The organism is Amycolatopsis sp. NPDC006125 (genome assembly GCF_040614195.1).
In the GTDB taxonomy this organism is placed as follows: domain Bacteria; phylum Actinomycetota; class Actinomycetes; order Mycobacteriales; family Pseudonocardiaceae; genus Amycolatopsis_E; species Amycolatopsis_E tucumanensis.
Genome location: NZ_JBEXTZ010000110.1, coordinates 1 through 25428, shown reverse-complemented (window position 1 = coordinate 25428; position 25428 = coordinate 1). Strand labels below are relative to the sequence as shown.

The following is a 25428-nucleotide window of genomic DNA, read 5'->3' as shown; positions in this document are numbered from 1 at the left end:
GCCGCGTGCGGGTTGGCCGCGGCGACCGCGGTGAACGGCGCGAACAGCTCGCCCATCGCGAGCGCGTAGTCCTCGCGGGACAGGCCGAGCCGGGCGCGGCGGGCGTTCTCGAACAACGCGTACTGGCTGGTGGGTTCGAGCAGGCCGTGCGCCAGCATCTGCCGGTTGGCCAGGCCCTTCAGCCCGAACCCGCGGTCCTCCAGGTCGCCGTCGACGTGCTCGGTGAAGTCCGGCTTGTCGTCGGCCTGCTGCAGGTGCCGGACCGTGGAGATGGCCTCCGCGCCCACGACCAGCGCGACCTCGGCCCCGCCTGCGGCGATCGTCCCGGCCAGCTCGGTGACCAGGTGCTGGGGCGACTGGCCGCCGGTGACCTCCAGGATCGCGCGGGCGGGTGCCGCGCCGACACGGTTCGCGACCGAGCGCGGGAAGTTGTCCGACCGGCCCAGCGGTGAGTGCGAAATCGGCGTGGAGATCTCGAACTGGCGGATGCCCGCGACGGTGTCGACGGCGGACGCGACGTCACCCGGGTCCGCGCCGGTGTCGGCGAGGGCGTCCCGGGCCGCCGCGGCCGCGAGTTCGACCGCGGACAGCCCGCGGTAGCCGGGATCGTCGATGCGCTCGGACGCCTGGCCGACGCCGACGAGGACCGGCGTCCGGTGATCGAGAGAGGTCATACCGAACGGTAACCCGGCGGCGCGCTCTCGATCACCGGTCCCGCATCACGAACTCTGCGCGATGTTGACCATCCACGAGACACCGAACCGGTCCAGGCACGCGCCGAACTCGTCGCCCCACATCTGCTTCTCCAGCGGGACGGTGACCGTGCCGCCGTCGGACAGCTTGTCCCAGTAGCCGCGCAGCTCGTCGGCGTCCTCGCCGCTGAGGCTGATCGACATGTTGTTGCCGGGCTGGTGCTCCATGCCGGGCGGGGTGTCCGAGGCCATCAGCGTGAAACCGCGCTCGGTTTCGAGCTGGGCGTGCATGACCTTGTCCGCGTCGGCGCCTTCCATGCCGCCGAAGTCGCCGAAGGTGTTGAGGTTGAGCTCGCCGCCGAAGACCTGCCGGTAGAACTCCATCGCCTGCCGCGCGTCGCCGGCGAAACTGATGTACGGGTTGAGCCGCGAAGCCATTTCCGGGTCTCCCTCCATCGCGAAGGGGGCCAATCCTCGCAGACCGCCCTGCCTGCGACAACACCCTGCGGGGTAGGAAAAACTCCGCCAGAATCGGCCCGTGACCGGGTCGGTTTGGTACGTGGGTTACGGGTCCAACCTGCACGCCGCGCGGCTGCGGTACTACCTGGAGGGCGGCACGCCGCCGGGCGGGCGGCGGTCGTGCCCCGGGTGCCGTGACCCGCGTCCGCCGGAGCGGATCGTCGCCCATTCGATGCCCGGCGCGGTGTACTTCGCGACCGAGTCCGCGACGTGGGGCGGCGGCCGCGCGTTCTACGACCCATCGTTGCCGGGAACCGCGGCCGGCCGGGCATACCTGCTGACGGTGGGGCAGTTCTCGGACCTGGCGGCGCAGGAGATGTACCGCGCGCCGGACGACGACCTGGACCTGACGACGGTGCTGTCGGCGGGCCGGGACGTGCTGGGGCCGGGGCGCTACGAGACGTTGCTGCACGTGGGCGACCTGGACGGGTTCCCGGTGCTGACGTTCACCGCTCCGTGGGCCGCCGACGAGGTGCCGTGGAACCCGCCGTCGGCGGTGTACCTGCGGATGCTCGGCGACGGGTTGCGGGAGTCACACGGCTGGCCGCCGCCCCGCGTGGCCGAGTACCTGTGCGGCCTGCGCGGGGCGGCGGGCTTCTGGTCCGTGGACGAGGTGGAGGCGCTGCTGGCTCAATAGGCCAGCTCGGCCAGGCGCTTGGGGTCGGAGATGATGTCGATCGCCGCGATGAGGTCGTTCACCACGGTGAACGCGAAGAGCGTCTGCGGGCGGCCGTCGCGCAGGATGAGGCGGCCCGCGACGCCGTTGACCAGCACCGGGACCGGCTGCCCGCCCTGGCCGGACTGCCGGAACGTGAGCGCCTGCCCGGCCACCGCCTCGGCCCCGCGCACCAGCCGGGCCGCGCCCGCGGGCAGGGTGGCGGCCTCGGCCCGCAGCACCACGTCCGGGTCCAACACGCTGACCAGCGCGGCGAAGTTCCCGTCCCGCGCGGCGGCGAAGAACGCGTCCACCACCTCGCGCTGCCGGGTCACGTCCCCGTCCGGCACCGTCGGGCTGCCCTGGATCCGCCGCCGCGCGCGGCTCGCCAGCTGGCGGGCCGCGGCCGGGGTCCGGTCCACGATCGGGGCGATCTCGTCGAACGGCAGCGCGAACATGTCGTGCAGCACGAACGCCAGCCGCTCCGCCGGGTCGAGCGTGTCCAGCACGACGAGCAGCGCCAGCCCGACCGAGTCGGCGATCAGCGCCTGCTGCTCGGGGTGCGAGCCGTCCTCCGGGACGATGATCGGGTCCGGCAGGCGCTCCGGGTACTCCTCGCGGCGCGACGACCGCGACCGCAGCATGTCCAGGCACACCCGGCCGACCACGGTCGTCAGCCAGCCGCCGAGGTTGCGCACCTCGCCGGCGTCGCTGCGGCTGAGCTTCAGCCACGCCTCCTGCACCGCGTCCTCGGCCTCGGTCAGCGAACCCAGCATCCGGTACGCCACCGCTCGCAGGTGCGCCCGGTGCGACTCGAACCGCTCGGCCAGCCACTCGTTCTCGGTCATACCGCTCTGACGGATCCCGTCACGCCGATGTGACCGGCTGGGAGACCCGGATCACGATCAGGCACGAGTCGTCCTCGGTGTCGGACGTCGCCTCGGCCAGCAGCTGGTCGCTGATCCGCTCCACGTCCGCGCCCGCGTGGCAGGCCGCGGCGGCCAGCCGGTCCAGGCTGTCGTCGAGCAGCACGCCACGCCGTTCGATCAGCCCGTCGGTGAACAGGACCAGCGTGTCCGCGGGCCGCAGCTCCAGCGTGGTCTCCTCGAACCGGGCGTTCGGCCGCGCGCCGAGCAGGATCCCGCGCGGCAGGGACAGCTGCTCGGCCACGCCGTCGCGCACCAGCATCGGCGGCAGGTGCCCGGCGCGCGCCCAGGTCAGCGTCCGGCTGTCCGGGTCGTACAGCCCGCACAACGCGGTGCCGGTGACGCCGCGGTTGACCGTGAACGTCGTGGTGTTCAGCCATTCCAGCAGCCGTCCGGGGCTCGCCCCGGTCACGGCCAGCCCGCGCAGCGCGTTGCGCAACGCGATCATGCCGGTGGCCGCGCCGATCCCGTGCCCGGCGACGTCGCCGATCACGAGCAGGATCCGCCCGCTCGGCAGCACCGTCGCGTCGTACCAGTCGCCGCCGACCTTGTGCTCCTGCGCCGCGGGCCGGTACCGGACCGCGACGTCGAGCCCGTCCATCTCCACCGGCCGCGCCGCCGACGGCAGGATCGCCTGCTGCAGCTCCCGCGCGATCCGGTTCTGCTGCTGGGCTTCGTGTTCGGTGTCGGCCAGACGGTCGCGCGTGGCGTTCAACGCGACCTGGCTCTGGTACTGCGCCGACAGGTCCTGGTAGATCCCGCGCACCGCGACCAGCTGCCCGCTCTCCGACAGCACCGGCTCGCCGTGCGCGCGGATCTGCCGGTGCGTGCCGTCCGGCCGGATCAGCCGGAACACCGTCGCGGCCTCCTGACCCGCCAGCAGCGTGGTCTGGAACGCCTCGGCGATCGGCAGGTCCTCGGGGTGGACGTAGGTGCACAGCTCGTCCCACGCGACCGGGCCCGCCGACAGCGGCAGCCCGAACAGCTCGAAGGTCTGCTCGGTCCAGGTCATCTCGCCGGTGAGGACGCTGTGCTCCCAGCTGCCCAGCCGCGCGATGTGCTGCAGGTTGTGCAGCAGCTGCGCGAGCCGGTGGTCGTCGTGCCCGACGGTCAGCACGATCCGCACCCCGTCCAGGAACCGGGTGATCCGCACGTCCACCGTCGCCGGAGTGGTCGCGCCGCCGGTCCGGGCGACCAGCGGGACCGGCCCGAGCCGCGCGCTCGCGCCGGTGGTGAGCACCTCCACCGCGCGGTCGGCGAGCCCGTACGCGCACAGCAGCGGGTACGCCCTGGTCAGCCCGCGGCCGACCAGTTCCGCGGCCTGCCGCCCGTGCGGGTCCTCGAAGTCCTCGCCGACCTGGGCGACCTCGAAGTCGGTCACCTGGCCGGACTCGTCCGAACGCGGCCGGGCGAACAGGCCGGAGTCCAGCAGGCCCACCATCGACGGCAGCGCCCCGGCCGGCTGCGTGCCGAGCACGATCTCCCGGCCGCACAACGCGGCGAGCGCGGTGAGCCGTCGTTTCTGCTCCGGCGGGAACAGCGGCAGCGGCGCGGCCCAGACGAATTCCACCACGCCGGCGATGCTGCGCGAGGTGGTCACCGGGATCACCGCCCGCGCCCCCCGCCGGTCGTCCGCCGGCAGTGGCACGGCGGGGGCGAATCCCACCTCCGGGATCCAGTGCGGACGCCGTTCCCGTGCCGCCCGCTGCGGCAGGCAGTCCATCAGCACCGGGATGTGCCGCCAGCGGCTGGCCTCCAGCAGGCCGAGCCCGCTGTGCCCGGCGAGGGCCAGCGCGCCGTCCGGCCGCACCTGCCACACCGCGGCCGCGGCCGCGCCCGCGGTGCGCCGGACTTCCTCCAGCAGAGCCGAATTCTCCGCGGAGGCGTCGGGCAGCCGGGCGAAGTCGGGAGCGCTGTCGGGCTCGCACGGCGCCCGTGGCGGCCGGACCGCGCCCGCGACCAGGTCCGCGGCCAGCTCCGCGACGGTGATCCCGGTGCGCGCGGCCAGTTCGGCGAGGTGCGTGGCGGCCTCGGCGGGGGAGTAGCCGAGCCGTTCGACGAGGATGCCTTCGGCGACCGGGACGAGCAGCCCGCCGTCCCGTTCGGCGCGCAGCCGTTCGATCTCCTGCTGCTGGCACTCCACGACGGCGGCGAGCCCGGCGACGCGCGGATCGAGGTCGCTGGTCTGCGGCGGGTACTGGGCCGTCACTCGAGCCCCTCGGTCGCGGTGGGCGGACGAAACAAGTCTAGTGAAGTGGCGCTGGGATACGTGTCGCGCTACCAGTAGATTCCTCTTCTGCGGGGATTGTTCGCAAGAGCGGTTCCCAGAGCCTCACGGAATCGGAGTGCGCTGATGGCTGAGAGCCGGACCGCCCAGGCCAAGCGGGACCCGGGCCGGGGCGGTGAACGGGAGCTGGCCGATCCCCGGTTGCAGCAGTTGCTGGCCGGGCTGACCGCGGTGCGCGACGGCGATTTCGGAACCCGGCTGCCGCAGGTCGGCGACGAGCTGCTGGACGAGATCGCGGCGGTCTTCAACGGCATGGTCGACCAGCTGTCGGTGTTCACGTCCGAGGTGACGCGGGTGGCGACCGAGGTGGGCACCGAGGGCAAGCTCGGGGGCCAGGCGCGGGTGCCCGGGGTGTCCGGGACCTGGGCGGACCTCACCGATTCGGTGAACGCGATGGCCGGGAACCTGACGGCTCAGATGCGCGACATCGCGCAGGTCGCGACCGCGGTGGCGAAGGGCGACCTGTCGCAGAAGATCACGGTGGACGTCCAGGGCGAGATCCGGGAGCTGAAGGAAACCATCAACACGATGGTGGACCAGTTGTCCTCGTTCGCCGACGAGGTCACGAGAGTGGCCCGTGAAGTCGGCACCGAAGGAATTCTCGGCGGTCAGGCGGAAGTCCCCGGCGTTTCCGGAACCTGGAAGAACCTCACCACTTCGGTGAATTTCATGGCCGGGAATCTCACCGATCAGGTGCGCAACATCGCTCAGGTGACCACCGCCGTGGCGCGCGGCGATCTGTCGCAGAAGATCATGGTCGACGCGCGCGGGGAAATCCTGGAACTGAAGAACACCATCAACACGATGGTGGACCAGCTCTCGTCGTTCGCCGACGAGGTGACGAGAGTGGCGCGCGAGGTCGGCACGGACGGCAGGCTGGGCGGGCAGGCGCAGGTGCCCGGTGTCGGCGGAACGTGGCGGGCGCTCACCGATTCGGTGAACTTCATGGCGGGCAACCTCACCGATCAGGTGCGCTCGATCGCCTCGGTGGCCACCGCGGTCGCCGACGGTGACCTCTCCCAGAAGATCACCGTCGACGCGCGCGGCGAGATCCTGGAACTGAAGAACACCATCAACACGATGGTCGACCAGCTGTCGGCGTTCGCCGACGAGGTCACGCGCGTGGCCCGCGAGGTGGGCACCGAGGGCCGCCTCGGCGGTCAGGCCGACGTCAAGGGTGTGTCGGGCACCTGGAAGGCGCTCACCGAATCGGTGAACGTCATGGCCGCCAACCTGACCGACCAGGTGCGGTCGATCGCCGACGTGACCACCTCCGTCGCCAAGGGCGACCTGACGCAGAAGATCCGCGTCGACGCGCGCGGCGAGATCCTGGAGCTCAAGGAAACCATCAACACAATGGTCGACCAGCTGTCGGCGTTCGCGGACGAGGTCACGAGAGTGGCCCGCGAGGTGGGCACGCACGGCAACCTGGGCGGCCAGGCCAACGTCCGCGGGGTGTCCGGCACCTGGAAGGACCTGACCGACAACGTCAACGTGATGGCGTCCAACCTGACCAGCCAGGTGCGCTCGATCGCGCAGGTGGCCAGCTCGGTGGCGCAGGGCGACCTGTCGAAGAAGATCACCGTCGAGGCCAAGGGCGAGGTCGCCGCGCTGGCCGACACGATCAACACGATGGTCGACACGCTCGGCGCGTTCGCCGACGAGGTGACCAGAGTGGCCCGCGAGGTCGGCACCGAAGGGATCCTCGGCGGCCAGGCCCGCGTGCCCAACGTCGCGGGCACCTGGAAGGACCTCACCGACAACGTCAACTCGATGGCGAACAACCTGACCAACCAGGTGCGCAACATCGCCCAGGTGACGACCGCCGTCGCGGACGGCGACCTGACCAAGAAGATCGACGTCGACGCGCGCGGCGAGATCCTCGAACTGAAGACGACGATCAACACCATGGTGGACACGCTGGGCTCGTTCGCCGCCGAGGTGACCCGCGTGGCGCGCGAGGTGGGCAGCGAGGGACGGCTGGGCGGCCAGGCCGAGGTCGAGGGCGTGTCCGGCACCTGGAAGCGGCTCACCGAGAACGTCAACGAGCTGGCGGGCAACCTGACCCGCCAGGTGCGCGCGATCGCCGAGGTGGCCAGCGCCGTGGCCACCGGCGACCTGACCCGCTCGATCTCGGTCGAAGCGCAGGGCGAGGTCGCCGAGCTCAAGGACAACATCAACTCGATGGTGCGGTCGCTGCGCGAGACCACGCACGCCAACCAGGAACAGGACTGGCTCAAGACCAACCTGGCGCGCATCGCCGGGTTGATGCAGGGCCACCGGGACCTGGCCACCGTCGCCGAGCTGGTGCTGGACGAGCTGGTGCCGCTGGTGAACGCGCAGCAGGGCACGTTCTTCCTGAGCAGCGGGCAGAACGGCAGCGGGCGGCTGCGGCTGATCGCCACCTACGGTGCGCACTCCACCGAGGAGCTGGTTCGGGAGGTCGAGGTCGGTCAGACGCTCATCGGGCAGGCGGCCCGCACGCGGCGGCCGATCATCGTCGACAAGACCCCGCCCGGGTACGTGCGGATCTCCTCCAGCCTCGGCGAGGCGCCGCCGGTGAACCTCGTCGTGCTGCCGGTGACCTTCGAGGACCGCACCCTCGGCGTGATCGAGCTGGCCTCCTTCGAGCGGTTCACCCAGGCGCAGCGCGACCTGCTGGACCAGCTGGGCGAGACGATCGGCGTCAACGTCAACACGATCGTGGCGAGTTCGCGCACGGACTCGCTGCTGGAGGAGTCGCAGCGGCTCGCCGCCGAACTGCGGGTCCAGCAGGAGGAACTGCAGCGCTCGAACGCCGAGCTGGCCGAGAAGGCGACGCTGCTGGCCCGCCAGAACCGCGACATCGAGGTCAAGAACACCGAGATCGAGCAGGCCAGGCGGGAGATCGAGGAGCGCGCCGAGCAGCTCGCGCTGGCCTCGAAGTACAAGTCCGAGTTCCTCGCGAACATGTCGCACGAGCTGCGCACGCCGCTCAACAGCCTGTTGATCCTGGCGAAGCTGCTCGCGCAGAACCCCAGCCGCAACCTCACCGCCAAGCAGGTGGAGTACGCCGAGGTGATCCACTCGGCCGGTTCGGACCTGCTGCAGATGATCAACGACATCCTCGACCTGTCCAAGGTGGAGGCCGGGCGGATGGACATCCACCCGGAGCCGTTCGCGCTGAACCAGCTGCTGGACTACGTCGAGGCCACGTTCCAGCCGCTGACCGCCGAGAAGGGGCTGACCTTCGCGGTCACCGCCGACCAGGACGTGCCGCGCGAGCTGGTGACCGACCAGCAGCGGTTGCGGCAGGTGCTGCGCAACCTGCTGTCCAACGCGGTCAAGTTCACCGACCACGGCCGGGTCGAGCTGCACGTTCGGATGGCCCGCGAGGAGGAGCTGCCGGCGGGCACCAGCGGCCAGGTGGTGGCGTTCGCGGTCACCGACACCGGCATCGGCATCGCGAAGGAGAACCTGAGCGCCATCTTCGCCGCGTTCCAGCAGGCCGACGGCACCACCAGCCGCCGCTACGGCGGCACCGGGCTGGGGTTGTCCATCAGCAACGAGGTGGTCTACCGGCTTGGCGGCGAGATCCGCGCGGAGAGCGAGCTCGGCGAGGGCAGCACGTTCACGTTGTTCCTGCCGCTGGGCAAGTCCCCGGACGGCCTGCCCGCGCCCGCGGCCGCCGAGGTCGAGGTGCCCGAGCCGGCGCCGGAGGCCGCGCGTGAGACGCACGGCAAGCGGCAGGTGCTCGTCGTCGAGTCGGCGGGCACCGGGCTGCTGTCGCTGCTGGCGAGCAGCGCCGCCGCCGACCTCGCCGACACCCACGGCACGGTCACGGTCGCCACGGTGAGCACGGCGGAGCAGGCGACGAACGTCCTGCTCAGCCGCCCGCACCACTGCGTCGTGCTGGACGTCAGCCTGCCCGAGGGCGGCGCGTTCGCCGTGCTGGACGCGCTGGCCGACCACCCGGACCTGTGTTCGGTCCCGGTGCTCGCACACCCGTCCCGCAAGCTGACCCCGGACCAGGAGAGCCTGGTGCAGACCCGCGCGGCGATGCAGCCGCTGGAGCTGCTGCCCTCGCTCGACGAGCTGCGCGAGCGGATCGCGCTGCACCTGTCCGCCGACCAGCCGGACGACGTCATCCCGCTGACCCAGCCGCGCACGCCGCTGCCGTCGCTGACCCGGCCGGTCGACGACCGTCCGGTGGACGAGCCGTTGCGCGGGCACAAGGTGCTGATCGTGGAGGACGACCCGCGCAACGTGTTCGCGCTGCGTGGCGCGCTGGAGAGCTACGGGCTGGAGGTGCGGCACGCGGTGAACGGGCGCAAGGGCATCGACGTGCTGCTCGCCGAGGACGGCATCGAGCTGGTGCTGATGGACGTGATGATGCCGGAGATGGACGGCTACGCGGCCACGGCGGCGATCCGGGAGATCCCGCGGTTCGCCGACATGCCGATCATCGCCGTCACCGCGAAGGCCATGCAGGGCGACCGGGAGAAGGCGCTCGCGTCCGGGGCCAGCGACTACCTGACGAAACCGGTCGACGCGGAGGAGCTGCTCCAGTGCCTGCGGCGGTGGCTGCCGGAGGTGCGGGCCTGACCCGGGCGGCGGATCCCGGTGAAGGAGGTGTTCCGCCAGGGCGCGCGGGAGTGGAGGATGGGTGCGTGCAGGCACCCGATCCACTGAACCCGCGCGATCCGGCCGTCGACCCCGTCGACGGTGTCGCGGTCGCCGTCGAACGCCGCGGCAAGGCCGTGGTGGTCCAGGTCAGCGGCGAACTCGACCTCCTGACGACGCCGCGGCTGGACGACGCGGCGAGCCGGGCGCTGCGCGAGCAGCCGTCGCTGCTGGTGCTCGACCTGACGGGTGTCACGTTCCTGGGTTCGGCCGGCATGGCCTCGCTGGTCGCCGTGCGGCAGGCCGCGGGGGACGACCTGCCGATCCGCCTCGCCGCCGCGGACCCGGTCGTCGTGCGCGCGATGGAGGTCGTCGGCCTCGACGAGGAGTTCCCCCTCTACCCGACGTGCGAGGACGCGCTGGCCGGCTGACCGGCGAGCAGCCTGCGCAGCCCGGCGTGCAGGGCCGGGGCGGCGGCCAGGAACGAGGGCGCGCCCGGCCGCCACACTGCGCCGCCGGTGTCGGTGACGGTGGCACCCGCTTCGCTCGCGACGAGCGCGGCTCCGGCCAGGTTCGCGTCGTCGTGGCCGAACTGCCAGAACGCGTCGATCCGGCCGGAGGCGACCTCTGCCACCTGCCACGAGGTGGGGCCGAGGTTGCGCACCGCGCCGACGGCGGGCAGGACGTCGCCCAGTGAACGGCCGGCCAGCGCCGCCGCTTCGGCTCCCGGGAACGGCGGCTGGGACGTGGTGACCAGGGCGGCGGCCAGGTCGGTCTGCGCGGACGGGGTGACGGGTCTGCCGTCGAGAGTGGCGCCGCGGCCCCGCTCGGCGCGGTAGGTCTCGCCGCGGGCGGGGTGGTGCAGCACGGTGGCGACCGGTTCGCGGTGGCGCACGAGCGTGATGCTGACGCACCAGTACGGCAGCCCGCGCAGGTACTGCACGGCGCCGTCGGCGATGTCGACCACCCACGAGGTCGTCCCGGCGGGCAGGCCGGTGCCGAACTCGTCGGCCCACGGGATGCCGGGCAGAAGTGTGCCGAGCCGTTGCCGGAGAAGGGGTTCGGCGGCGCGTTCAACCTCGGCGAAGGTGGTGCGGAACTCGTCGAGCGTGCGGGCCGGGGGCGCGGTGGGCAGGCCGCGGAGGATCTCGCCGGTTTCTTCGGCGGCGGCGGTGATGCCATCGAGGAGGTTCACGGGTCCGAGTGTCGGAGCTCGCGGCGGATCGGTGGGCTCGTCAGCCGGTTTCCGAGCGAGATCGTGCGAAACTCGGCTCGTGGTGGCTGATCCGGCTTTTGACGGGGATGATCTGCGGCTGATCGAGGCGCTGCAGTGCGACGGCCGGGTGACGGTCGAGCAGGCGGCGCGGGTGCTGGGATTGCCGGTGCGGGCGGTGCAGCGGCGGATGCGCGTGCTGCTCGGCGACGGTGTGGTGCGCGTGGTCGCGGTGCCGCCGGGCGCGCTGGCGCGGGGCGTGGTGGTGCTGCGGATCCGGGTGCTGCGCGGGAAACTCGACCCGATCACGGCGGCCCTGGCGGCCAGGGAGGACATCCCGCTGGTGGACGTGTCGGCCGCCGGGGACGAGATCCTGGCGCTGTTGCTGGCCGGCCCGGATACGCGTCATCGTCTGGTGTTCCGCCAGCTCCCCGCGACCAGCGCCGTGACCTCCGTCGAAGCGCAGACGGTGATGCACGTGTTCAGCGACGCGACCGACTGGCGTCTCGGCGTGCTGTCGGACGCCGAGCGAGCCGCGCTGGGTTGCGGTGGGCAGGCGGCGGAGCGCCCCCTGGACGACCTCGACCGGGCCGTGCTGCGTCTGCTCGGGGAAGACCTGCGGCTGCCTGCCGCCACGATCGCCGCCCGGCTGGGGCACCCGGAGTCCACCGTGCGGCGCCGCCTGAGCGCCCTGCGCGCCAACGGCCGGTTCGTGACGCAGGCGTTCGTCGACCCCGCGCGGCTCGGGCTGACCATCGACGCGAACCTGCTCATGCGGGTGCCCCCGGACCTCCTCGACCGGGCGGGCCGCGCGCTGGCCCGCCACCCGGCCGTCCACGGCGCGATGGCGACGACGGGCGCGTCGAACCTCCACGCCGCCGTGTGGTTGCGGGACCTGGAGCACCTGTACGCGTTCATCACGCAGGACCTGGCCGCGCTGGGCGTCACCGAGGTGGAGACGGTGCTGATCGGTGCGTCGGTCAAGCGGCCCGGGAAAGCCCTTTCACCGCGCGGGAAAGCCTTTTCACGGTAGTGGCGCCGCCGCGCCCAGGCCCCGCTCCGCGGCCGCCGCGCGGACCGCGTCGATGACCAGCTGCAGCGACGGCCGCGCCGACGCCGTGCGGTGCGCGATCGACACCGTTCGCATCGGCGGTTCCGTCAGGGCCACGATGTCCACCCCGGGCGGCCGCAGCGACAGGCCCAGGTCCGACACCAGCGTGACCCCGAGCCCGGCGGCGACCATCGCCAGCGCGGTCGCCTGCTCGCCGACCTCGTGGTTGATCTTCGGCTCGAACCCGTGCCGCTGGCACGCCAGCCGCACCGCCCGGCCGAAGTGCGAGCGCGGCCCGGCGAGGATCCACGGGTGCTCGGCCAGCTCGGTCAGGCTCACCGTGGTGGCGGGCACCGCGCCGCGCGGGACCGCCGCGTGCAGCCGTTCGACCGCGATCACCACCCGGGTCAGCGCCGGGTCCCACGGCATCGGGTAGTCGGAGTAGTCGATGACGAACGAGAAGTCGAGCGCGCCGTCCCGCACCGCGCCCGCGGTTTCCTCCGGCGCCAGCTCCTTCGTGCGCACCTCGATCCCCGGGTGTTCCCGCGCCAGCGCGGACAACGCGAACGGCAGCAACCCGGACGCCACCGACGCCCACACCCCCGCGGTCAGCCGCGCGGTGACGCCTTCCTGCGCCTCCTCCAGCGCCATGGTCGCCCGTTCGACGGACTTGAGGATCTCCTCGGCGTGCTCGGTCAGCACCACGCCCAGCTCGGTCAGCTGGACCCGCCTGCCGAGCCGCTCGAACAGCTTGGCCCCGACGTCCCGTTCCAGCTGCGCGAGCTGCTGCGACACGGCCGATGCGGTGTAGTGCAGGGCGGCCGCGGCCGCGGTGACGGTGCCGCGGCGGTGCAGCTCCCGAAGCATCCGCAACCGGTGCAGCGAAAGCTCCATGCCGCCCAGGGTAGGTAAGGATCACCTGCTGTGCAGGGAACGTGAACGGAACCGTGCATGATCCCTAACTGGACGTCTCCGCCGACCCTGCCGCACCCTGGTGTCAGCGGGAATGGATCTCCCGATTCCACCCAGACCGGCGACCGAAGCCACCGCGCGTGGCGGAGGCGGGCTGTGCTGCGCCCGGAATCGGCGACAGGCTTGGAGGGGACAGTTGACCACGATGCAGGATCCGCGGGGGCTCGCCGGCGAGCGGACCAGCCCGCGCACGCAAGAGCCGATGCTGCGGCTGACCTGGACCGACCCGGTCACCGGCACCCACGGCTACCTCGTGGTGCACACGCTGGTTTCCGGCCTGGCCACCGGCGGCACCCGGATGCGCGCCGGCTGCACGCTGTCCGAGGTCGAGGACCTGGCGCGCGGCATGGCGGCCAAGACCGCGACGTTCGACCTGCCGGTGGGCGGGGCGAAGGGCGGGATCGACTTCGACCCGAAGGACCCGGGGGCCGTCGGGGTGCTGGAGCGGTTCTGCCAGGCGATGCGCCCGTGGCTGGACGCGCACTGGGTGACCGCCGAGGACCTCGGGGTGCCGCAGCACCTCATCGACGACGTCTTCGAGCGGCTCGGGCTGGAGCAGTCGTACCACGCCGCCATCCGGCGTTCGCCCGACCCAGCGCGGACGCTGCGGCGCGTGCACGCCGGGCTGAACGCGCCGGTGCCGGGCGGGCTGCTGCTCGGTGACGTGGTCGGTGGTTACGGCGTCGCGCAGGCGTGTCTGGGCGCGGCGAGCGCGTGGGGCTGGGAGCCGGCCGCCACGACCGTGGCGATCCAGGGCATCGGCACGATGGGCGGCGGCGCGGCCTGGTACCTGCACGAGGCCGGGATGCGGGTCGTCGCGGTCGCCGATGCGGCCGGGACGCTGTACGACCCGGCGGGGCTGGACGTGCCCGCGCTGCTGGAGCTGCGGGACGCCTACGGCGAGGTGGACCGCTCGCGGCTGCCCGGCTCGGTCCGGCAGCTGCCGCGCGACGCGGTGGTCGGGGTGTCGGCCGACATCCTGGTGCCGGCGGCGATTTCCTACGCGCTGACGCCGGACAACGTCTCGGACGTGTCGGCGAAGGTCGTGGTGGAAGCGGCCAACGCGGCGACCACGCCCGAGGCCGAGGCGATGCTCGCCGCGCGGGGGATCCCGGTGGTCCCGGACTTCGTGGCGAACGCGGGCGCCGCGGCGTGGGCGTGGTGGCTGCTGCTGGGGCAGGTGGGCGCCGACCCGGTCGACTCGTTCCACCGGCTGCAGACCGAAATGCGGTCGAAGGTGGCGCTGCTGCTGGCCGCCTGGTTCGCCGACGGAGTCCCCCCGCGCACGACGGCGGAGGAACTGGCGGCGGCGAACCGCGCGGCGCGCCTGGCTGCGGGCGATGCTGGGGTCACGATCCCCTGAACGCGCTGAAGGGGGTTCGCGGCGCACGACGGCGCAGGAATTGGCCGCGGCGAACCTCGCGGCGTGCCCGGCCGCAGGGGACCTGGGGGTCACGATCCCTTCGCCGCGCCCACGGCGTTCGGCCGCGCACGACGGCGGAGGAACCGGCCGCGGCGAACCTCGCCGCGTTCGCCGCTTGGGGTCATGCCCCCTGAACACGCTGAAGGGCCCTTCGCGATGGTGCGGAAAGCCTTTCACGGCTGGCGACGCCCGGGTCACGCCCCTGAACACGCTGAAGGGCCCTTCGCGACGGTGCGAAGGGCCCTTCACTGCGTGTCGACACGTTAGTTCCGGCCTGGTTCGCCGACGGGGAGGTGAACCAGGTCCGGTATCCAATCGGCGTAGCGGCCTTCGGAGCCGCCGTCGGGCGGGACCGTAGGGCCTCGACCTCGTAGTGCCCGGGCACCTCGGGGTCTGCCACATACAGTGCCCGATCGCCAGGGGCCGATCCAGGGCCGAAGGTCCCTTTTCACTCGTCCGGCATGCTCTGGGCCATGGACCACCCGCTGCGCGCCATCCGCGCCACCCGTGTGTTCGCCGACCGGCCGGTGCCAAGGGACCTCGTCGTGGACCTGGTCGAGACGGCGCGCTGGACCGGTTCCGCGCGCAACCGCCAGCCGTGGCGGCTCGTCTCGGTGACCGACCCCGCGGTGCGCCACGCGCTGGCCCGCCTCGGGCAGTACGCGCTGCCACTGGCGGCGGCCCCGGTCGCGCTCGTGCTGCTGTCCGACTCGCAAGCCGGTGCGGACACCGAGTTCGACCTCGGGCGGCTGTGCCAGACCCTCGTCGTCGCGGCGCACCTCGCCGGCCTCGGCAGCTGCCCGGTCTCGTTGTACCCCAACGCCAACGCGGTGGAAGCCGCCGCGCTCACCGGCCACGGGCACCCGTGGCGCGCGCACCACGCGCTCGCGCTCGGCTGGCCGGGGGAGCGTCTGCGTGGCCGGTCCGCCGTGCCGGTCGGGCGCAAGGCCTTGGCGGACGTGTTCGTGGAGCTGTAGCCCGTCAGACGAGCGGCTCGGCGCGGGCGGTCCAGCGGCCCTCGGTGCGGGTGATGCGCACCGGGTGGTCGAAGCACTTGCTGATGTGGTCCGTGGTCACCACGTCGTCCGCCGTCCCGGACGCCAGGCACTGGCCCTCGCGCAGCAGGAGCGCGTGCGTCGTGCTCGCCGGCAGCTCCTCCAGGTGGTGGGTGACCAGCACGGTCGCCAGCTCCGGGTGGTCGCGCCGCAGAACGTCCACACTGGACAGCAGCTGCTCCCGGGCCGCGACGTCCAGGCCGGTCGCCGGTTCGTCGAGCAGCAGCAGGCGCGGCGACGGCATCAGGGCGCGGGCGATCAGCGCCCGGCCGCGTTCGCCCTGGGACAGGGTCGGCCAGCGGGCGTCGCGTTGCCCGGCGAGGCCCAGCATCCGGATCAGGCGCTCGGCGCGTTCCCGCTCCGCCGCGGTCGGCTGCCAGCGCGGCACCAGTTCGGTCGTGTTCGTCAGCCCGGTCAGCACCACCTCGAACACCGACAGCGGCGAGGTCAGCGGGTGCCGCGGGTTGATGTGCCCGAGGAACGACCGCAGCTTGCGCATGTCGACCCGGCCCAGCCGGTGCCCGAGCACGTCGACCGTCCCGCGCGTCGGGTGGGTGAGCGCCCCCAGCAGGCCGAGCAGCGTGCTCTTGCCCGCGCCGTTCGCGCCGAGCAGCGCCCAGTGCTCGCCCTCGTGCACCGTCAGCGAGATCGACCGGAGCAGGTACCGGCCGTCGCGGACGAGATCGACATCGCTCACCTGCAGCACGGGCGTCATGCCCGCACCGTATCAAGTCCTCAGACGTCTGATGAAAACGGACATCCGATAACCTCCCGGAATGGATCGGGTGGAGACGCGAGAACTCGCCTACTTCGTCGCCGTGGCGGAGACCCTGCACTTCGGTCGCGCCGCGGAAGGGCTGGGACTGGCCCAGCCCGCGCTGTCGAAGGCCGTGCGGTCGCTGGAGCGGCGGCTAGAGGTCACCTTGTTCGACCGCACGAGCAGGCGGGTCGAACTCACCCCGGCCGGCGAGGTCCTGCTCGACGAGGCGCGGAAGGCGCTGGCGGCCGTCGCCGCGGCGGCCCGGCGCACGCAGCGGGCCGGGCGCGGCGTGCCGTACCTCGCCCTGGCCGCCAAGCCCGGCGGCGACGCGGGGCTGCTGCCGCCGATCCTGCGCAGGTACGAGAGCGACCCCGCCGCGGTGCCGGTCGAACTCGTCACCGCGCACGAGGACAGGGTGTCCCTGCTGCGCGACGGGCGTGCCGACGTCGCCCTGCTGCACACCCCCTTCGACGACGCGGGTGGCCTGGAGACGGAGGAGTTGCGCGCCGAGCCGAGGTCGGCGCTGCTGCCGCCGGAACACCGCCTGGCGCGGCGGTCGATCCTGCAGCTGAGCGACCTGCGCGGCGAGCCGGTCGGGCGGTGGGCCGGCTACCCGGACGACGGTGGCGTCGAGGTGACGGACCTGGCGAAGCTGCTGCGCGTGACCTCGCGCGGGCGGGCCGTCGCGCTGCTGCCGCAGTCGGTGCTGGACGCGCTGGACCACAACCTGGTGACGGTGCCGGTGGTGGACGCCGCTCCGGCGCGACTGCTGCTGGCCTGGCCGCAGGGCACCCGCTCACCCGCGATCTCGGCTCTGGCCAGGGCGGCGCGCGAGGTGGCGGCGGAACACCGGACGGCGGCCAGGCCGGGTCCGGTGCGGGCTTCGCGCCCGAGAATGGCTGAGCGGGCGAGCGGACGCTGATCCGGCTCGTCGCGCAGGGCCTACGTGGACCGGCTCGCGCGTGAGCGGCGGCGGCTCGCGCCCGGGCGGGCGCTGCGTCGTGGCCTGGGCCTACGTCCCGCTGGGCACCCGTCCGACGGCGCCCAGCAGCACGGCGCTCGCCTGGTCGTCCGGGTCCGGGAGGTAGCCCCGCGGCCGGGCCGGTGCGGGCTTCGCGCCCGAGGATGGCTGAGCGGACGCTGATCCGGCTCGTCACGCAGCGCCTACGTGCACCTGCTCGCGCGTGAACGGTGGCCGTACGCGCCCGGGCGGGAGCTGCGTCGTGGCCAGGCTATGTGCGGCTGAGCACCCGTCCGACGGCGCCCAGCAGCACGGCGCTCGCCTGGTCGTCCGCGCCCGGGAGGTAGCCCCGCGGCCGGGCCGGTGCCGGCTTCGCGCTCGAGGATGGCTCTGCGGACGCTGATCCGGCTCGTCGCGCAGGGCCTACGTGCACCTGCTCGCGCGTGAACGGTGGCCGTACGCGCCCGGGCGGGAGCTGCGTCGTGGCCAGGGCTATGTGCGGCTGAGCACCCGTCCGACGGCGCCCAGCAGGACGGCGCTCGCCTGGTCGTCCGGGTCCGGGAGGTAGCCCCGCGGCGGGTTCCAGTGCGTGGCGAGCACCAGGCCCGGCGCTACGAGCTCCGTGCCCTCGAACAGCGCCGCCACCTCGGCCCGCCCGCGCACCTGCGCGGACTGCCGCACTTTGGCGTTGTAGGTGTCGCGCACGTCCTCCTGCTTGCGCTGCTGGCGTTCGTCCTCCGGGGTCGTGATGTGCGTGAGCGCCAGGTAGCTGCCGGGCGCGAGCCGGTCGACATAGCGACGCACCAGGGGGCGCACGTCGCCCGGCACGAAGGGCAGCACGGACACCATCAGCAGCCCCACGGGCTCGCCGAAGTCCAGCAGCCCGGCCCGCTCGAAGATGTCCTCCGGCTCCCGCGCGTCGGCCAGCAGGCAGGTCGCGTCCGGCTCCCCGGCGAGCAGGTCGTTGCTCACCTCGACCGTGCGCGGGTCCAGGTCGACGTAGACCACGCGCGAACCCGGCGCGTACCGCTGGGCGATCTCGTGCACGTTGCCCGCCACCGGGTAGCCGGAGCCGATGTCGAGGAACTGCCGGATCCCGTGCCCGGTCATCCAGCGGACCACCCGCTGCAGGAAGTCCCGGTTGTAGCGCGCGACCTGCCCGGCGAGCGGGAAGACCTTCTGTGCCGCGATCGCCACCTCCGCGTCGCACGGCAGGTGGTGGTGCCCGTTCAGGTACCAGTCGTACACGCCCGCCGCCGTCGCTGCGGTGCGTTCCTGCTGGGTCATCGGCGATCACCACCAGTCCGGCTGCTGCGAACCCGCTCAGTCTGACACGGCGGTCAACGGTGCGGGAGGGGTCCAGCGGGCGGCGGCGGTGGCCGCGCGGACCGACAGCCCGGCAGGCATGAGCCGGAGCACCGCGTTGCGTGCCGCGACGGCCAGTGGGTTCTTCAGCTGGGCGCCCAGCCGCCCGGCCTGGTCGGACCGGCGCGCTATCGCCTGGCTGCGCGGACGACGCTCGCGGTCGTAGGCGCTCAGCGCGTCCGCGACCGGCGTGTGCCGGACGGTCGCGGCGGCGAGCACGACCGCGTCTTCGATGGCTTGGCAGCCGCCCTGACCCAGGTACGGCGACATGGCGTGGGCGGCGTCGCCGAGCAACGCGACGCGGCCGCGCACGTACGTCGGCAGCGGGGTGCGCAGCGCGAGCAGGTCGTGCTGCAGGAACCGGTCGCCCGGCGTCGCCTCGATCAGGCTCGGCAGCGGTTCCGGCCAGTCACCGAAGTGACGGCGCAGGAAGGCTTTCGGGTCCGCGTGCCGGACATCGCGGGGCGACTCGCACGCCAGGTACCAGTACAGCCGGCCACCGGTCAGCGGCACCGCCCCGACCTCGGTGCCCGGCCCGAGGAGACCGGACAGCTCGAGCGGCCCCGGATCGTCGAGGATCGCCCGGAACGCGGTGTGGCCCGTGTAGACCGGGCCGGGGTGGCCGGGCCAGAGCGCCGAGCGGACGGCGCTGTGCACGCCGTCGGCCGCGACGACCAGATCGGCGGTGAGCTCGCCGCCGTCCCAGCGCACCCGGCCGTCGCCGGTGACTTCGGTGACGGTGGTGCCCGCCCGCAGATCCGCGGCCGGGATGGCGTCGCGCAGCAGGTCGAGGAGCTGGGCGCGGGCGATGCCGAGGAGCGGTTTGCCCAGCGCGCGTTCGAACCGGGCGCCGTCGACCTCGGTCAGCAGGCGGCCGTGGTGGTCCCGCAGCCGCCCGCTGACCTGCGGCACGGCGAGGGGCGCCAGGTCGAGGCCGAGCGATTCCAGGGCGCGCAAAGCGTTGGGCCACAACGTGATTCCCGCGCCGACCTCGGCGAACCGCGGCGCGCGCTCGAAGACGGCGACCTCCCAGCCCACCCGGCGCAGCCCGATCGCCGCGCTCAACCCGCCGATGCCGCCGCCGATGACCGCCGCTGTTCGCACGCACGCGACTCTACGCCCGTAGAGTCACCGGCGTGCGTCTGACGTCGATCGCGGACGCGGCCATCGAGGTGGTCGCCGCGGAGGGGATGCGCGGCCTGACCCACCGCGCCGTCGACCGGGCCGCGGGCCTGCCGCCCGGGTCGACCTCCTACTACGCCCGCACGCGGGCGGCGTTGCTGGAGTTGGCGGTCAGGCGGATCGCCGAACTCGACGACGCGTCGCTGACGGAGGCGGATGGCGAGTTGGCGCCGGCGCTCGCGCGGTTCCTGCACACGGCGATGACGACCGGCCGGACGCACTTGGTGGCGCGCTACGAGTTCGCACTGGAGGCCACGCGACGCCCCGAGCTGCGGGCGGTCTACGACCGGGTGGGGCAGCGGTTCCGCGACAGCTGCGCCGAACTGCTGGCGCACGCGGGCTCCCCGGACCCGGCGCGGCACACGCGAATGCTGATCGCCTGGTGCGACGGGGTGCTGTTCGATTCGGTGGCCGGAGCCGGGGCGGCTCGTGCGCCGGGGCCGGCGGAGCTGGAGCGCAGCACGGCTGAGTTCGTTGCGGCGCTGCTGCCTGGGGGTGGTGCTCAGCGCCCGCCCGCCGGTGAGGCGGGGGCCTCCGCCTGCTGATCGCCTGATGTGGTGGGTGGCCTGGGCGCTGGAGCAGGCAAGTGGGGCGGCCGAGTTCCTGGCGGCGCTGCTGCCTGGGGGTGGTGCTCAGCGCCCGCCCGCCGGTGGGGCGGGGGCCTCCGCCTGCTGATCGCCTGGTGTGGTGGGGTGGCCTGGGCGCTGGAGCAGGCGAGTAGGGCGGCCGAGTTCCTGGTGGCGCTGCTGCCCGGGGGCGTGCTCACGGCGCGGCGGCCGGTGAGGCGGCGGCCTCCGCCTGCTGATCGCCCGGTGCGGCGAGGTGTTCGTCAACCGAGTGGCGGCGCTGGCGGGCGGTGGCCGTGGTGTTGCGCCTCAGCGCTTCGACCGCTTGCCGAACGACTCCATCTCGGCCACCTGCCTCCGCGCCTCGTCGGCGGTCTTGTCCGCCACGGTCGCGGCCTTGCGGGCGGCCGTGAGTTCCTTGCGCACCGCGCGTTCTTCGCGGGTCGCGTCGTCCAGTTGTGAGCGCAGCTCGGCCACCCGCGCGGCGGCCTTTTCGGCCCGGGCGGTGACCTCGTCGAGCGCCTGCTGAGCCTCGTCGCGGGCGGCCTCCGCCTCGTCGGCCTTCGTGCGGGCCTCTTCGAGCGCGGCCTGCCGCCGCTCGGCTTCCGGGTCCTGTTTCGCCGGTTTCGGGGCCGGCTTGGGCGCCGCCTTGCGCTTCGGCGAAGCGGCCAGTGCGGCCGCCAGCCAATCCTCCGAAGAGGACGGTTCCAGCGCCGCGGAAAGCCGTCCCGCGGCCACTTCCGCCGCCGCGTCCGGATCGGACACCGCCGCCTCGAACGTGTCCTCCACCTGGCGCATCGCGACGTCGCTGTAGGGGACGCCCGCCTCGCCGGCGACGCCACCCGCCCGTCCGCTCAACCGCCGGATCAACTCGTTGCGCTGCCGCGACAACGTGCGCAGCTCGTCGCCGGCCAGCTTCTGGTGCGCGGTGCGCAACCGGGCGCCGAGATCAGCGAGCTGCCCGATCTCGTCCGGGTGCCGCCGGCTCACCTGGTTCACCAGCCACGCGGCGACGGTCGGTTTGCGCAGCTGCGTGATGCGCTTGGCGAGCTTGGGGTCGCGGCCCTTCGCCTCTTTGGCCCGCTCCGTGCGGGCGGGTGTGAACTCGTCCCGGGGCAGCGCGTACAGCTCGTCGGCTACCGCGTCGAACCCCCGGGACGTCATGCCTCCATCATCGGCTCGCCGGCGACCACCGGCAAACCGTCATTCGGCCTGCTGCTGCTTCGCGATCTCCTCGCGCACCTGGTCCATGTCGACCTCGCGCAGCTTGCCGATCAGCTCCTCCAGGCTCTGCTCGGGCAGCGCGCCCGGCTGGGCGTAGAGCACGACGCCGTCCCGCACCGCCATCAGCGTCGGGATCGACTGGATGCCGAAGGCCTGCGCCAGCTCGGTCTGGTCCTCGGTGTCGACCTTGCCGAACACGATGTCGTCGTGCCGGTCGGCCGCACCCTCGAACACGGGCGCGAACATCCGGCACGGCCCGCACCAGGCCGCCCAGAAGTCGACGAGCACCATGCCGTCGGAGTTGACGACCTCTTCGAAGTTGTCCTTGGTCAGCGTTACCGTCGCCATAGACGGTGCAACACGCCCCGGACGTCACCTATTCCGGGTGGCGCCCGCCGCCACAAAACCCCGGGAACTTGTGGCGATCGAACACATAGGCAACCCGCTCTGGGCCGCTTACCGTCTGTCGCCATGAGTGGCTATTGGGACGGGCGCGTCGCGCTGGTGACCGGCGCAGGCAGCGGGATCGGGCGCGCCTGCGCGCACGCCCTGGCCGAGGCCGGCGCGAAGGTGCACGTGGTGGACATCAACGCGGACGCGGCCGCGCGCGTCGCCGACGAGACCGGCGGCTGGGCGCACACCGCTGACCTCGCGGACCCCGGCGCCGTCGACACCCTGCCCGCCGACGCCGACATTCTCGTCAACAATGCCGGCTTCCAGCACGTCGCGCCGCTGACCGAGTTCCCGCCGGACGTGTTCACCCGCATGCACCAGGTCATGGTGACCGCGCCGTTCCTGCTGATCCGCCGGGTCCTGCCGCACATGTACGCACAGGGCTGGGGCCGGATCGTGAACGTCTCCAGCGTGCACGGCCTGCGCGCAAGCGCTTTCAAGTCCGCCTACGTGTCCGCGAAGCACGCGCTCGAAGGACTGTCCAAAGTGGCCGCCCTGGAGGGCGCGCCACACGGGGTGACCAGCAACTGCGTCAGCCCGGGCTACGTGGACACCCCGCTGGTGCGCGACCAGATCGCCGACCAGGCCGCCGCACACGGACGCCCCGAGAGCGAGGTGCTGGGCGAGGTCCTGCTGCGGCGTGCCGCGATCAAGCGGCTCATCGACCCGGCCGAGGTCGCCGACGCCGTGCGCTGGCTGTGCGGCCCCTCGTCCGGCCACATCACCGGGATTTCCCTGCCCCTCGACGGCGGCTGGACCGCCGCCTGAAGTTTCCGCCACGGCACAAAGGAGTGTTGCCCCATGCCCCGCAGCGAGAACCGCTCGATCGCGAAAGTGGTCGGTGCGAGCCTCATCGGCACCACCATCGAGTGGTACGACTTCTTCCTCTACGGATCGGCCGCGGCACTGGTCTTCAACAAGCTCTTCTTCCCCGGCAGCGATCCGCTGACCGGGACCCTGCTCTCGTTCGCCACCTACGCCATCGGCTTCCTCGCCCGGCCGCTCGGCGGCCTGGTGTTCGGCCACTTCGGCGACCGGGTCGGCCGCAAGAAGCTGCTGGTGTTCAGCCTGCTGCTGATGGGCGGCTCGACCTGCGCGATGGGCCTGCTGCCGACCTACGCGGCGGTCGGCGTGGCCGCGCCGCTGCTGCTCACGGCGCTGCGGCTGGTGCAGGGCTTCGCGCTCGGCGGCGAGTGGGGCGGCGCGGTGCTCATCGTGTCCGAGCACGGTGACGACCGCCGCCGCGGGTTCTGGGCCTCCTGGCCGCAGTGCGGTGCCCCGGGCGGGAACCTGCTGGCCACCGCGGTGCTCGCGATCCTCGCCGCGGTGCAGTCGGACGCCGCGTTCACCTCGTGGGGCTGGCGCATCCCGTTCCTGCTCTCCGGCGTGCTGGTGATCATCGGCCTGTGGATCCGGCTCACCGTCACCGAGTCGCCGGTGTTCCTGGCCGCGCAGGAGAAGGCCCGTCAGCGCGGCGAGCAGCACCGCGCCCCGGCGGTGGAGGTCTTCCGCGGCGCGTGGCGCCGGGTGCTCATCACCATCGGCGCCCGCATGGCCGAGAACGTGTCCTACTACGTGCTGACCGCGTTCATCCTGGTCTACGTCACCGGTCCGCTGGGGCTCAGCAAGTCGGCCGGGCTCAACGCGGTGCTCATCGGGTCGGCGATCCACTTCGTGACGATCCCGCTGTGGGGCGCGCTGTCCGACCGGATCGGCCGCCGCCCGGTGTACCTGTTCGGCGCCGTCGCCATGGCAGGCTGGGCGTTCGCGTTCTTCGCGCTGATGGACACCCGCTCGTCCGGGATGATCATCATCGCCGCGACGATCGGCCTGGTGCTGCACGGCGCGATGTACGGCCCGCAGGCGGCGTTCTTCGCCGAGCAGTTCCCGACGCGCGTCCGCTACACCGGCCTGTCGATCGGCGGGCAGCTGTCCTCGATCGCCGCCGGCGCGCTGGCGCCGATCGTCGCGGTCGCGTTGTTCAAGGAGTTCGGCGGCACGCTGGCGGTTTCGCTGTACGTGGTGGCGATGTGCGTGCTCACCGTGATCGCGGTGACCAGCGCGAAGGAGACCGCGGGCAGCTCGCTGCACGACGAGGAGCCCGCGGCCGCCCCGCAACCGGCGACGCGATGAGACGATGATCGGCGTGGACGACGACGTGCTCCGGCTGCTCGACCTGCTCGCCGGCGGGGCGAGCAGCGAGCAGCTGGCGCACGCCGGCGCCGCGCACCCCAAGGCCACCGAGCTGGCGCTGCGTATCCACGCCACCCTGACCGCGCACCGCCGCCGCGAAGCCGAGCTGACCGCGTTGTTCGACACGGCCAGCGATCTGGCCCGCCTGCGCGACCCGGACGCCGTGCTGCGGTCGATCGTGCGGCGGGCCCGCACGCTGCTCGGCGCGGACGTCTCCTACCTCAGCCTCAACGACGAAACCGCCGGCCGCACCTACATGCGCGTCACCGACGGGTGCGTGTCGCCCCTGTTCAAGGAAGTCATCCTGGGCATGGGCGAGGGGCTGGGCGGTCTGGTCGCGCAGAGCGCGCGCCCGTACGCGACCCCGGACTACTTCCGGGACGAGCGTTTCCTGCACACCAAACCGATCGACGACGCGGTGCGCGACGAGGGCCTGGCCGGCATCCTCGGCGTCCCGCTGTCACTGGGCGGCACGGTGATCGGCGTGCTCTACGCGTCCGACCGCACGCCCCGCGAGTTCACCCCGGACGAGGTCGCGCTGCTGTCCTCGCTGGCCGACCACGCGGTCATCGCGCTGGACAACGCCCGGCTGCTGGACGAGATCAGCTCGCACTCCGCGGCGATGCACCGCGCCGAGGAGGCGCACGACCGGCTCATGGACCTGGTGCTGCGCGGCGGGGACGTGCCGGAGGTGGCCGCCGCGGTGGCCGACGTCCTGCGCGGCTCGATCGGCCTGTTCGACGCGGCGGGTGAGGAACTGGCGCACGCCGGGATCGCCCCGCCCGCGCCGGACCCGGAGGTGGTGGCGCTGTCGCGGAGCACCGGGCGGTCGGTCTCGGGCGACGGGTCGCTGGTGTGCGCCGTGCAGGCGGGGCCGGAGCTGCTCGGCAGCATGGTGCTCGCCGGGCGGGACGCGCTGCTCGACGCCGACCGGCGGCTGTTCGAGCGGGCCGCCGTGGTGACCGCGTTGCTGCTGCTGTTGCGCCGGTCGGTGGCGAAGGCGGAGGACGAGGTCCGCGGCGAGCTGCTGACCGACCTGCTCACCGCGCCGGACCGCAACCCGGGCGCGTTGCTCGCGCGCGCCGAACGGCTGGGCGTTGACCTGGCGGAACCGCACGCGGTTCTGGTCGCGCACGCCGAGTCGGTGTCCCGGGCGCGGCTGGCGGTGGCCGCGGCCCGGCACGCGGCGCTCGCCGGCATCCACGCGGAGGAGGTCGTGCTGCTGGTCCGCGGCGACCCGGACGCGGTGGCCGCGCGGATCGCGGAGGCGCTGACCGCGGCGACGGACACGCCGGTGACGGTCGGCGCGGCCGGCCCGGCGCGTGGCCC

The 25428-nt window shown here is 73.0% G+C and carries 21 protein-coding genes and 1 pseudogene; 11 read left to right on the top strand and 11 right to left on the bottom strand.

What is annotated here, in order from left to right; all coding sequences use genetic code 11:
* Both ABZ193_RS36715 and ABZ193_RS36710 read right to left on the bottom strand, forming a co-directional pair.
* Positions 1 to 674 (bottom strand): annotated as a pseudogene (locus ABZ193_RS36715) (acetyl-CoA acetyltransferase); the annotation flags it as partial.
* Between the two features lie 45 nt (positions 675 to 719).
* The gene (locus ABZ193_RS36710) at positions 720 to 1130 is read right to left on the bottom strand and encodes a VOC family protein (protein ID WP_020417667.1); all 411 of its coding nucleotides are present in this window, start codon (positions 1128 to 1130) and stop codon (positions 720 to 722) included.
* Positions 1131 to 1230: 100 nt separating this feature from the next.
* Here ABZ193_RS36710 and ABZ193_RS36705 point away from each other — a divergent pair, with 100 nt between their 5' ends.
* Positions 1231 to 1848, top strand: coding sequence for a histone deacetylase (locus ABZ193_RS36705; protein WP_354713173.1), 618 nt, complete (start codon positions 1231 to 1233; stop codon positions 1846 to 1848).
* Here the strand turns inward: ABZ193_RS36705 and ABZ193_RS36700 are convergent.
* Both ABZ193_RS36700 and ABZ193_RS36695 read right to left on the bottom strand, forming a co-directional pair.
* Positions 1842 to 2714, bottom strand: a complete 873-nt coding sequence (locus tag ABZ193_RS36700) for a sigma-70 family RNA polymerase sigma factor (RefSeq protein ID WP_354713171.1) — start codon at positions 2712 to 2714, stop codon at positions 1842 to 1844. The genes ABZ193_RS36705 and ABZ193_RS36700 overlap by 7 nt on opposite strands.
* 19 nt (positions 2715 to 2733) lie before the next feature.
* Positions 2734 to 5001, bottom strand: a complete 2268-nt coding sequence (locus ABZ193_RS36695) for a SpoIIE family protein phosphatase (protein ID WP_354713169.1) — start codon at positions 4999 to 5001, stop codon at positions 2734 to 2736.
* Positions 5002 to 5145: 144 nt separating this feature from the next.
* On the opposite strand from ABZ193_RS36695, the gene ABZ193_RS36690 reads away from it, so the two are divergent.
* Together ABZ193_RS36690 and ABZ193_RS36685 are read left to right on the top strand one after the other, a co-directional pair.
* Positions 5146 to 9663, top strand: a complete 4518-nt coding sequence (locus ABZ193_RS36690; RefSeq protein ID WP_354713167.1) for a HAMP domain-containing protein — start codon at positions 5146 to 5148, stop codon at positions 9661 to 9663.
* Between the two features lie 65 nt (positions 9664 to 9728).
* Positions 9729 to 10112 (top strand): STAS domain-containing protein, encoded by a 384-nt coding sequence (locus ABZ193_RS36685; protein ID WP_020417672.1) that lies wholly within the window; start codon positions 9729 to 9731, stop codon positions 10110 to 10112.
* Here ABZ193_RS36685 and ABZ193_RS36680 read toward each other — a convergent pair.
* Positions 10079 to 10876, bottom strand: coding sequence for an inositol monophosphatase (locus tag ABZ193_RS36680; RefSeq protein ID WP_354713165.1), 798 nt, complete (start codon positions 10874 to 10876; stop codon positions 10079 to 10081). The genes ABZ193_RS36685 and ABZ193_RS36680 overlap by 34 nt on opposite strands.
* A 79-nt stretch (positions 10877 to 10955) precedes the next feature.
* On the opposite strand from ABZ193_RS36680, the gene ABZ193_RS36675 reads away from it, so the two are divergent.
* Positions 10956 to 11927, top strand: coding sequence for an Lrp/AsnC family transcriptional regulator (locus ABZ193_RS36675; protein ID WP_354713163.1), 972 nt, complete (start codon positions 10956 to 10958; stop codon positions 11925 to 11927).
* Here the strand turns inward: ABZ193_RS36675 and ABZ193_RS36670 are convergent.
* The gene (locus tag ABZ193_RS36670) at positions 11919 to 12839 is read right to left on the bottom strand and encodes a LysR family transcriptional regulator (protein WP_020417675.1); all 921 of its coding nucleotides are present in this window, start codon (positions 12837 to 12839) and stop codon (positions 11919 to 11921) included. The two genes, ABZ193_RS36675 and ABZ193_RS36670, sit on opposite strands and share 9 nt — an antisense overlap.
* Positions 12840 to 13062: 223 nt before the next feature.
* Between ABZ193_RS36670 and ABZ193_RS36665 the strand changes: the two genes are divergently transcribed.
* Together ABZ193_RS36665 and ABZ193_RS36660 are read left to right on the top strand one after the other, a co-directional pair.
* Positions 13063 to 14280 carry a Glu/Leu/Phe/Val dehydrogenase dimerization domain-containing protein gene (locus ABZ193_RS36665; RefSeq protein ID WP_354713161.1) on the top strand — a complete coding sequence of 406 codons (1218 nt, stop codon included), beginning with the start codon at positions 13063 to 13065 and terminating at the stop codon, positions 14278 to 14280.
* 533 nt (positions 14281 to 14813) lie between these two features.
* Positions 14814 to 15317, top strand: a complete 504-nt coding sequence (locus tag ABZ193_RS36660) for a nitroreductase family protein (RefSeq protein WP_354713160.1) — start codon at positions 14814 to 14816, stop codon at positions 15315 to 15317.
* A gap of 4 nt (positions 15318 to 15321) precedes the next feature.
* Here ABZ193_RS36660 and ABZ193_RS36655 read toward each other — a convergent pair whose 3' ends face one another.
* Positions 15322 to 16110 carry an ATP-binding cassette domain-containing protein gene (locus ABZ193_RS36655; RefSeq protein WP_020417678.1) on the bottom strand — a complete coding sequence of 263 codons (789 nt, stop codon included), beginning with the start codon at positions 16108 to 16110 and terminating at the stop codon, positions 15322 to 15324.
* Positions 16111 to 16171: 61 nt separating this feature from the next.
* On the opposite strand from ABZ193_RS36655, the gene ABZ193_RS36650 reads away from it, so the two are divergent.
* Entirely contained in the window at positions 16172 to 17077 is a 906-nt protein-coding gene (locus ABZ193_RS36650) for a LysR family transcriptional regulator (protein WP_237337735.1), read from the top strand.
* Positions 17078 to 17608: 531 nt separating this feature from the next.
* Here ABZ193_RS36650 and ABZ193_RS36645 read toward each other — a convergent pair.
* Entirely contained in the window at positions 17609 to 18403 is a 795-nt protein-coding gene (locus ABZ193_RS36645; protein WP_354713158.1) for an SAM-dependent methyltransferase, read from the bottom strand.
* Positions 18404 to 18439: 36 nt separating this feature from the next.
* Positions 18440 to 19585 carry an FAD-dependent monooxygenase gene (locus tag ABZ193_RS36640; protein ID WP_354713156.1) on the bottom strand — a complete coding sequence of 382 codons (1146 nt, stop codon included), beginning with the start codon at positions 19583 to 19585 and terminating at the stop codon, positions 18440 to 18442.
* A 32-nt stretch (positions 19586 to 19617) separates the two neighbouring features.
* Between ABZ193_RS36640 and ABZ193_RS36635 the strand changes: the two genes are divergently transcribed.
* The gene (locus ABZ193_RS36635) at positions 19618 to 20208 is read left to right on the top strand and encodes a TetR family transcriptional regulator C-terminal domain-containing protein (RefSeq protein WP_354713155.1); all 591 of its coding nucleotides are present in this window, start codon (positions 19618 to 19620) and stop codon (positions 20206 to 20208) included.
* 330 nt (positions 20209 to 20538) lie between these two features.
* On the opposite strand, the gene ABZ193_RS36630 is transcribed toward ABZ193_RS36635, so the two are convergent.
* Both ABZ193_RS36630 and trxA read right to left on the bottom strand, forming a co-directional pair.
* Positions 20539 to 21393 carry a hypothetical protein gene (locus ABZ193_RS36630; protein WP_354713153.1) on the bottom strand — a complete coding sequence of 285 codons (855 nt, stop codon included), beginning with the start codon at positions 21391 to 21393 and terminating at the stop codon, positions 20539 to 20541.
* A gap of 39 nt (positions 21394 to 21432) precedes the next feature.
* Positions 21433 to 21801: a thioredoxin gene (gene trxA, locus ABZ193_RS36625; protein WP_020417685.1), complete on the bottom strand. Its 369-nt coding sequence runs from the start codon at positions 21799 to 21801 to the stop codon at positions 21433 to 21435.
* Between the two features lie 123 nt (positions 21802 to 21924).
* Between trxA and ABZ193_RS36620 the strand changes: the two genes are divergently transcribed.
* The 3 genes from ABZ193_RS36620 to ABZ193_RS36610 all read left to right on the top strand — a co-directional run.
* Complete coding sequence (locus ABZ193_RS36620) at positions 21925 to 22674, top strand: 3-hydroxybutyrate dehydrogenase (protein WP_354713152.1); 750 nt, start codon at positions 21925 to 21927, stop codon at positions 22672 to 22674.
* 33 nt (positions 22675 to 22707) lie between these two features.
* Complete coding sequence (locus ABZ193_RS36615) at positions 22708 to 24039, top strand: MFS transporter (RefSeq protein WP_354713150.1); 1332 nt, start codon at positions 22708 to 22710, stop codon at positions 24037 to 24039.
* 4 nt (positions 24040 to 24043) lie between these two features.
* Positions 24044 to 25428: GAF domain-containing protein (locus tag ABZ193_RS36610; protein ID WP_354713148.1), on the top strand; the 1385-nt coding region annotated here is incomplete at its 3' end.

Coding starts and splice junctions, on each gene's coding strand:
- trxA (WP_020417685.1), bottom strand. CDS start 21,801: ATGGCGACGGTAACGCTGACCAAGGACAACTTCGAAGAGGTCGTCAAC.
- ABZ193_RS36645 (WP_354713158.1), bottom strand. CDS start 18,403: ATGACCCAGCAGGAACGCACCGCAGCGACGGCGGCGGGCGTGTACGAC.
- ABZ193_RS36650 (WP_237337735.1), top strand. CDS start 16,172: ATGGATCGGGTGGAGACGCGAGAACTCGCCTACTTCGTCGCCGTGGCG.
- ABZ193_RS36615 (WP_354713150.1), top strand. CDS start 22,708: ATGCCCCGCAGCGAGAACCGCTCGATCGCGAAAGTGGTCGGTGCGAGC.
- ABZ193_RS36660 (WP_354713160.1), top strand. CDS start 14,814: ATGGACCACCCGCTGCGCGCCATCCGCGCCACCCGTGTGTTCGCCGAC.
- ABZ193_RS36665 (WP_354713161.1), top strand. CDS start 13,063: ATGCAGGATCCGCGGGGGCTCGCCGGCGAGCGGACCAGCCCGCGCACG.
- ABZ193_RS36620 (WP_354713152.1), top strand. CDS start 21,925: ATGAGTGGCTATTGGGACGGGCGCGTCGCGCTGGTGACCGGCGCAGGC.
- ABZ193_RS36700 (WP_354713171.1), bottom strand. CDS start 2,714: ATGACCGAGAACGAGTGGCTGGCCGAGCGGTTCGAGTCGCACCGGGCG.
- ABZ193_RS36670 (WP_020417675.1), bottom strand. CDS start 12,839: ATGGAGCTTTCGCTGCACCGGTTGCGGATGCTTCGGGAGCTGCACCGC.
- ABZ193_RS36690 (WP_354713167.1), top strand. CDS start 5,146: ATGGCTGAGAGCCGGACCGCCCAGGCCAAGCGGGACCCGGGCCGGGGC.
- ABZ193_RS36710 (WP_020417667.1), bottom strand. CDS start 1,130: ATGGCTTCGCGGCTCAACCCGTACATCAGTTTCGCCGGCGACGCGCGG.
- ABZ193_RS36655 (WP_020417678.1), bottom strand. CDS start 16,110: ATGACGCCCGTGCTGCAGGTGAGCGATGTCGATCTCGTCCGCGACGGC.
- ABZ193_RS36630 (WP_354713153.1), bottom strand. CDS start 21,393: ATGACGTCCCGGGGGTTCGACGCGGTAGCCGACGAGCTGTACGCGCTG.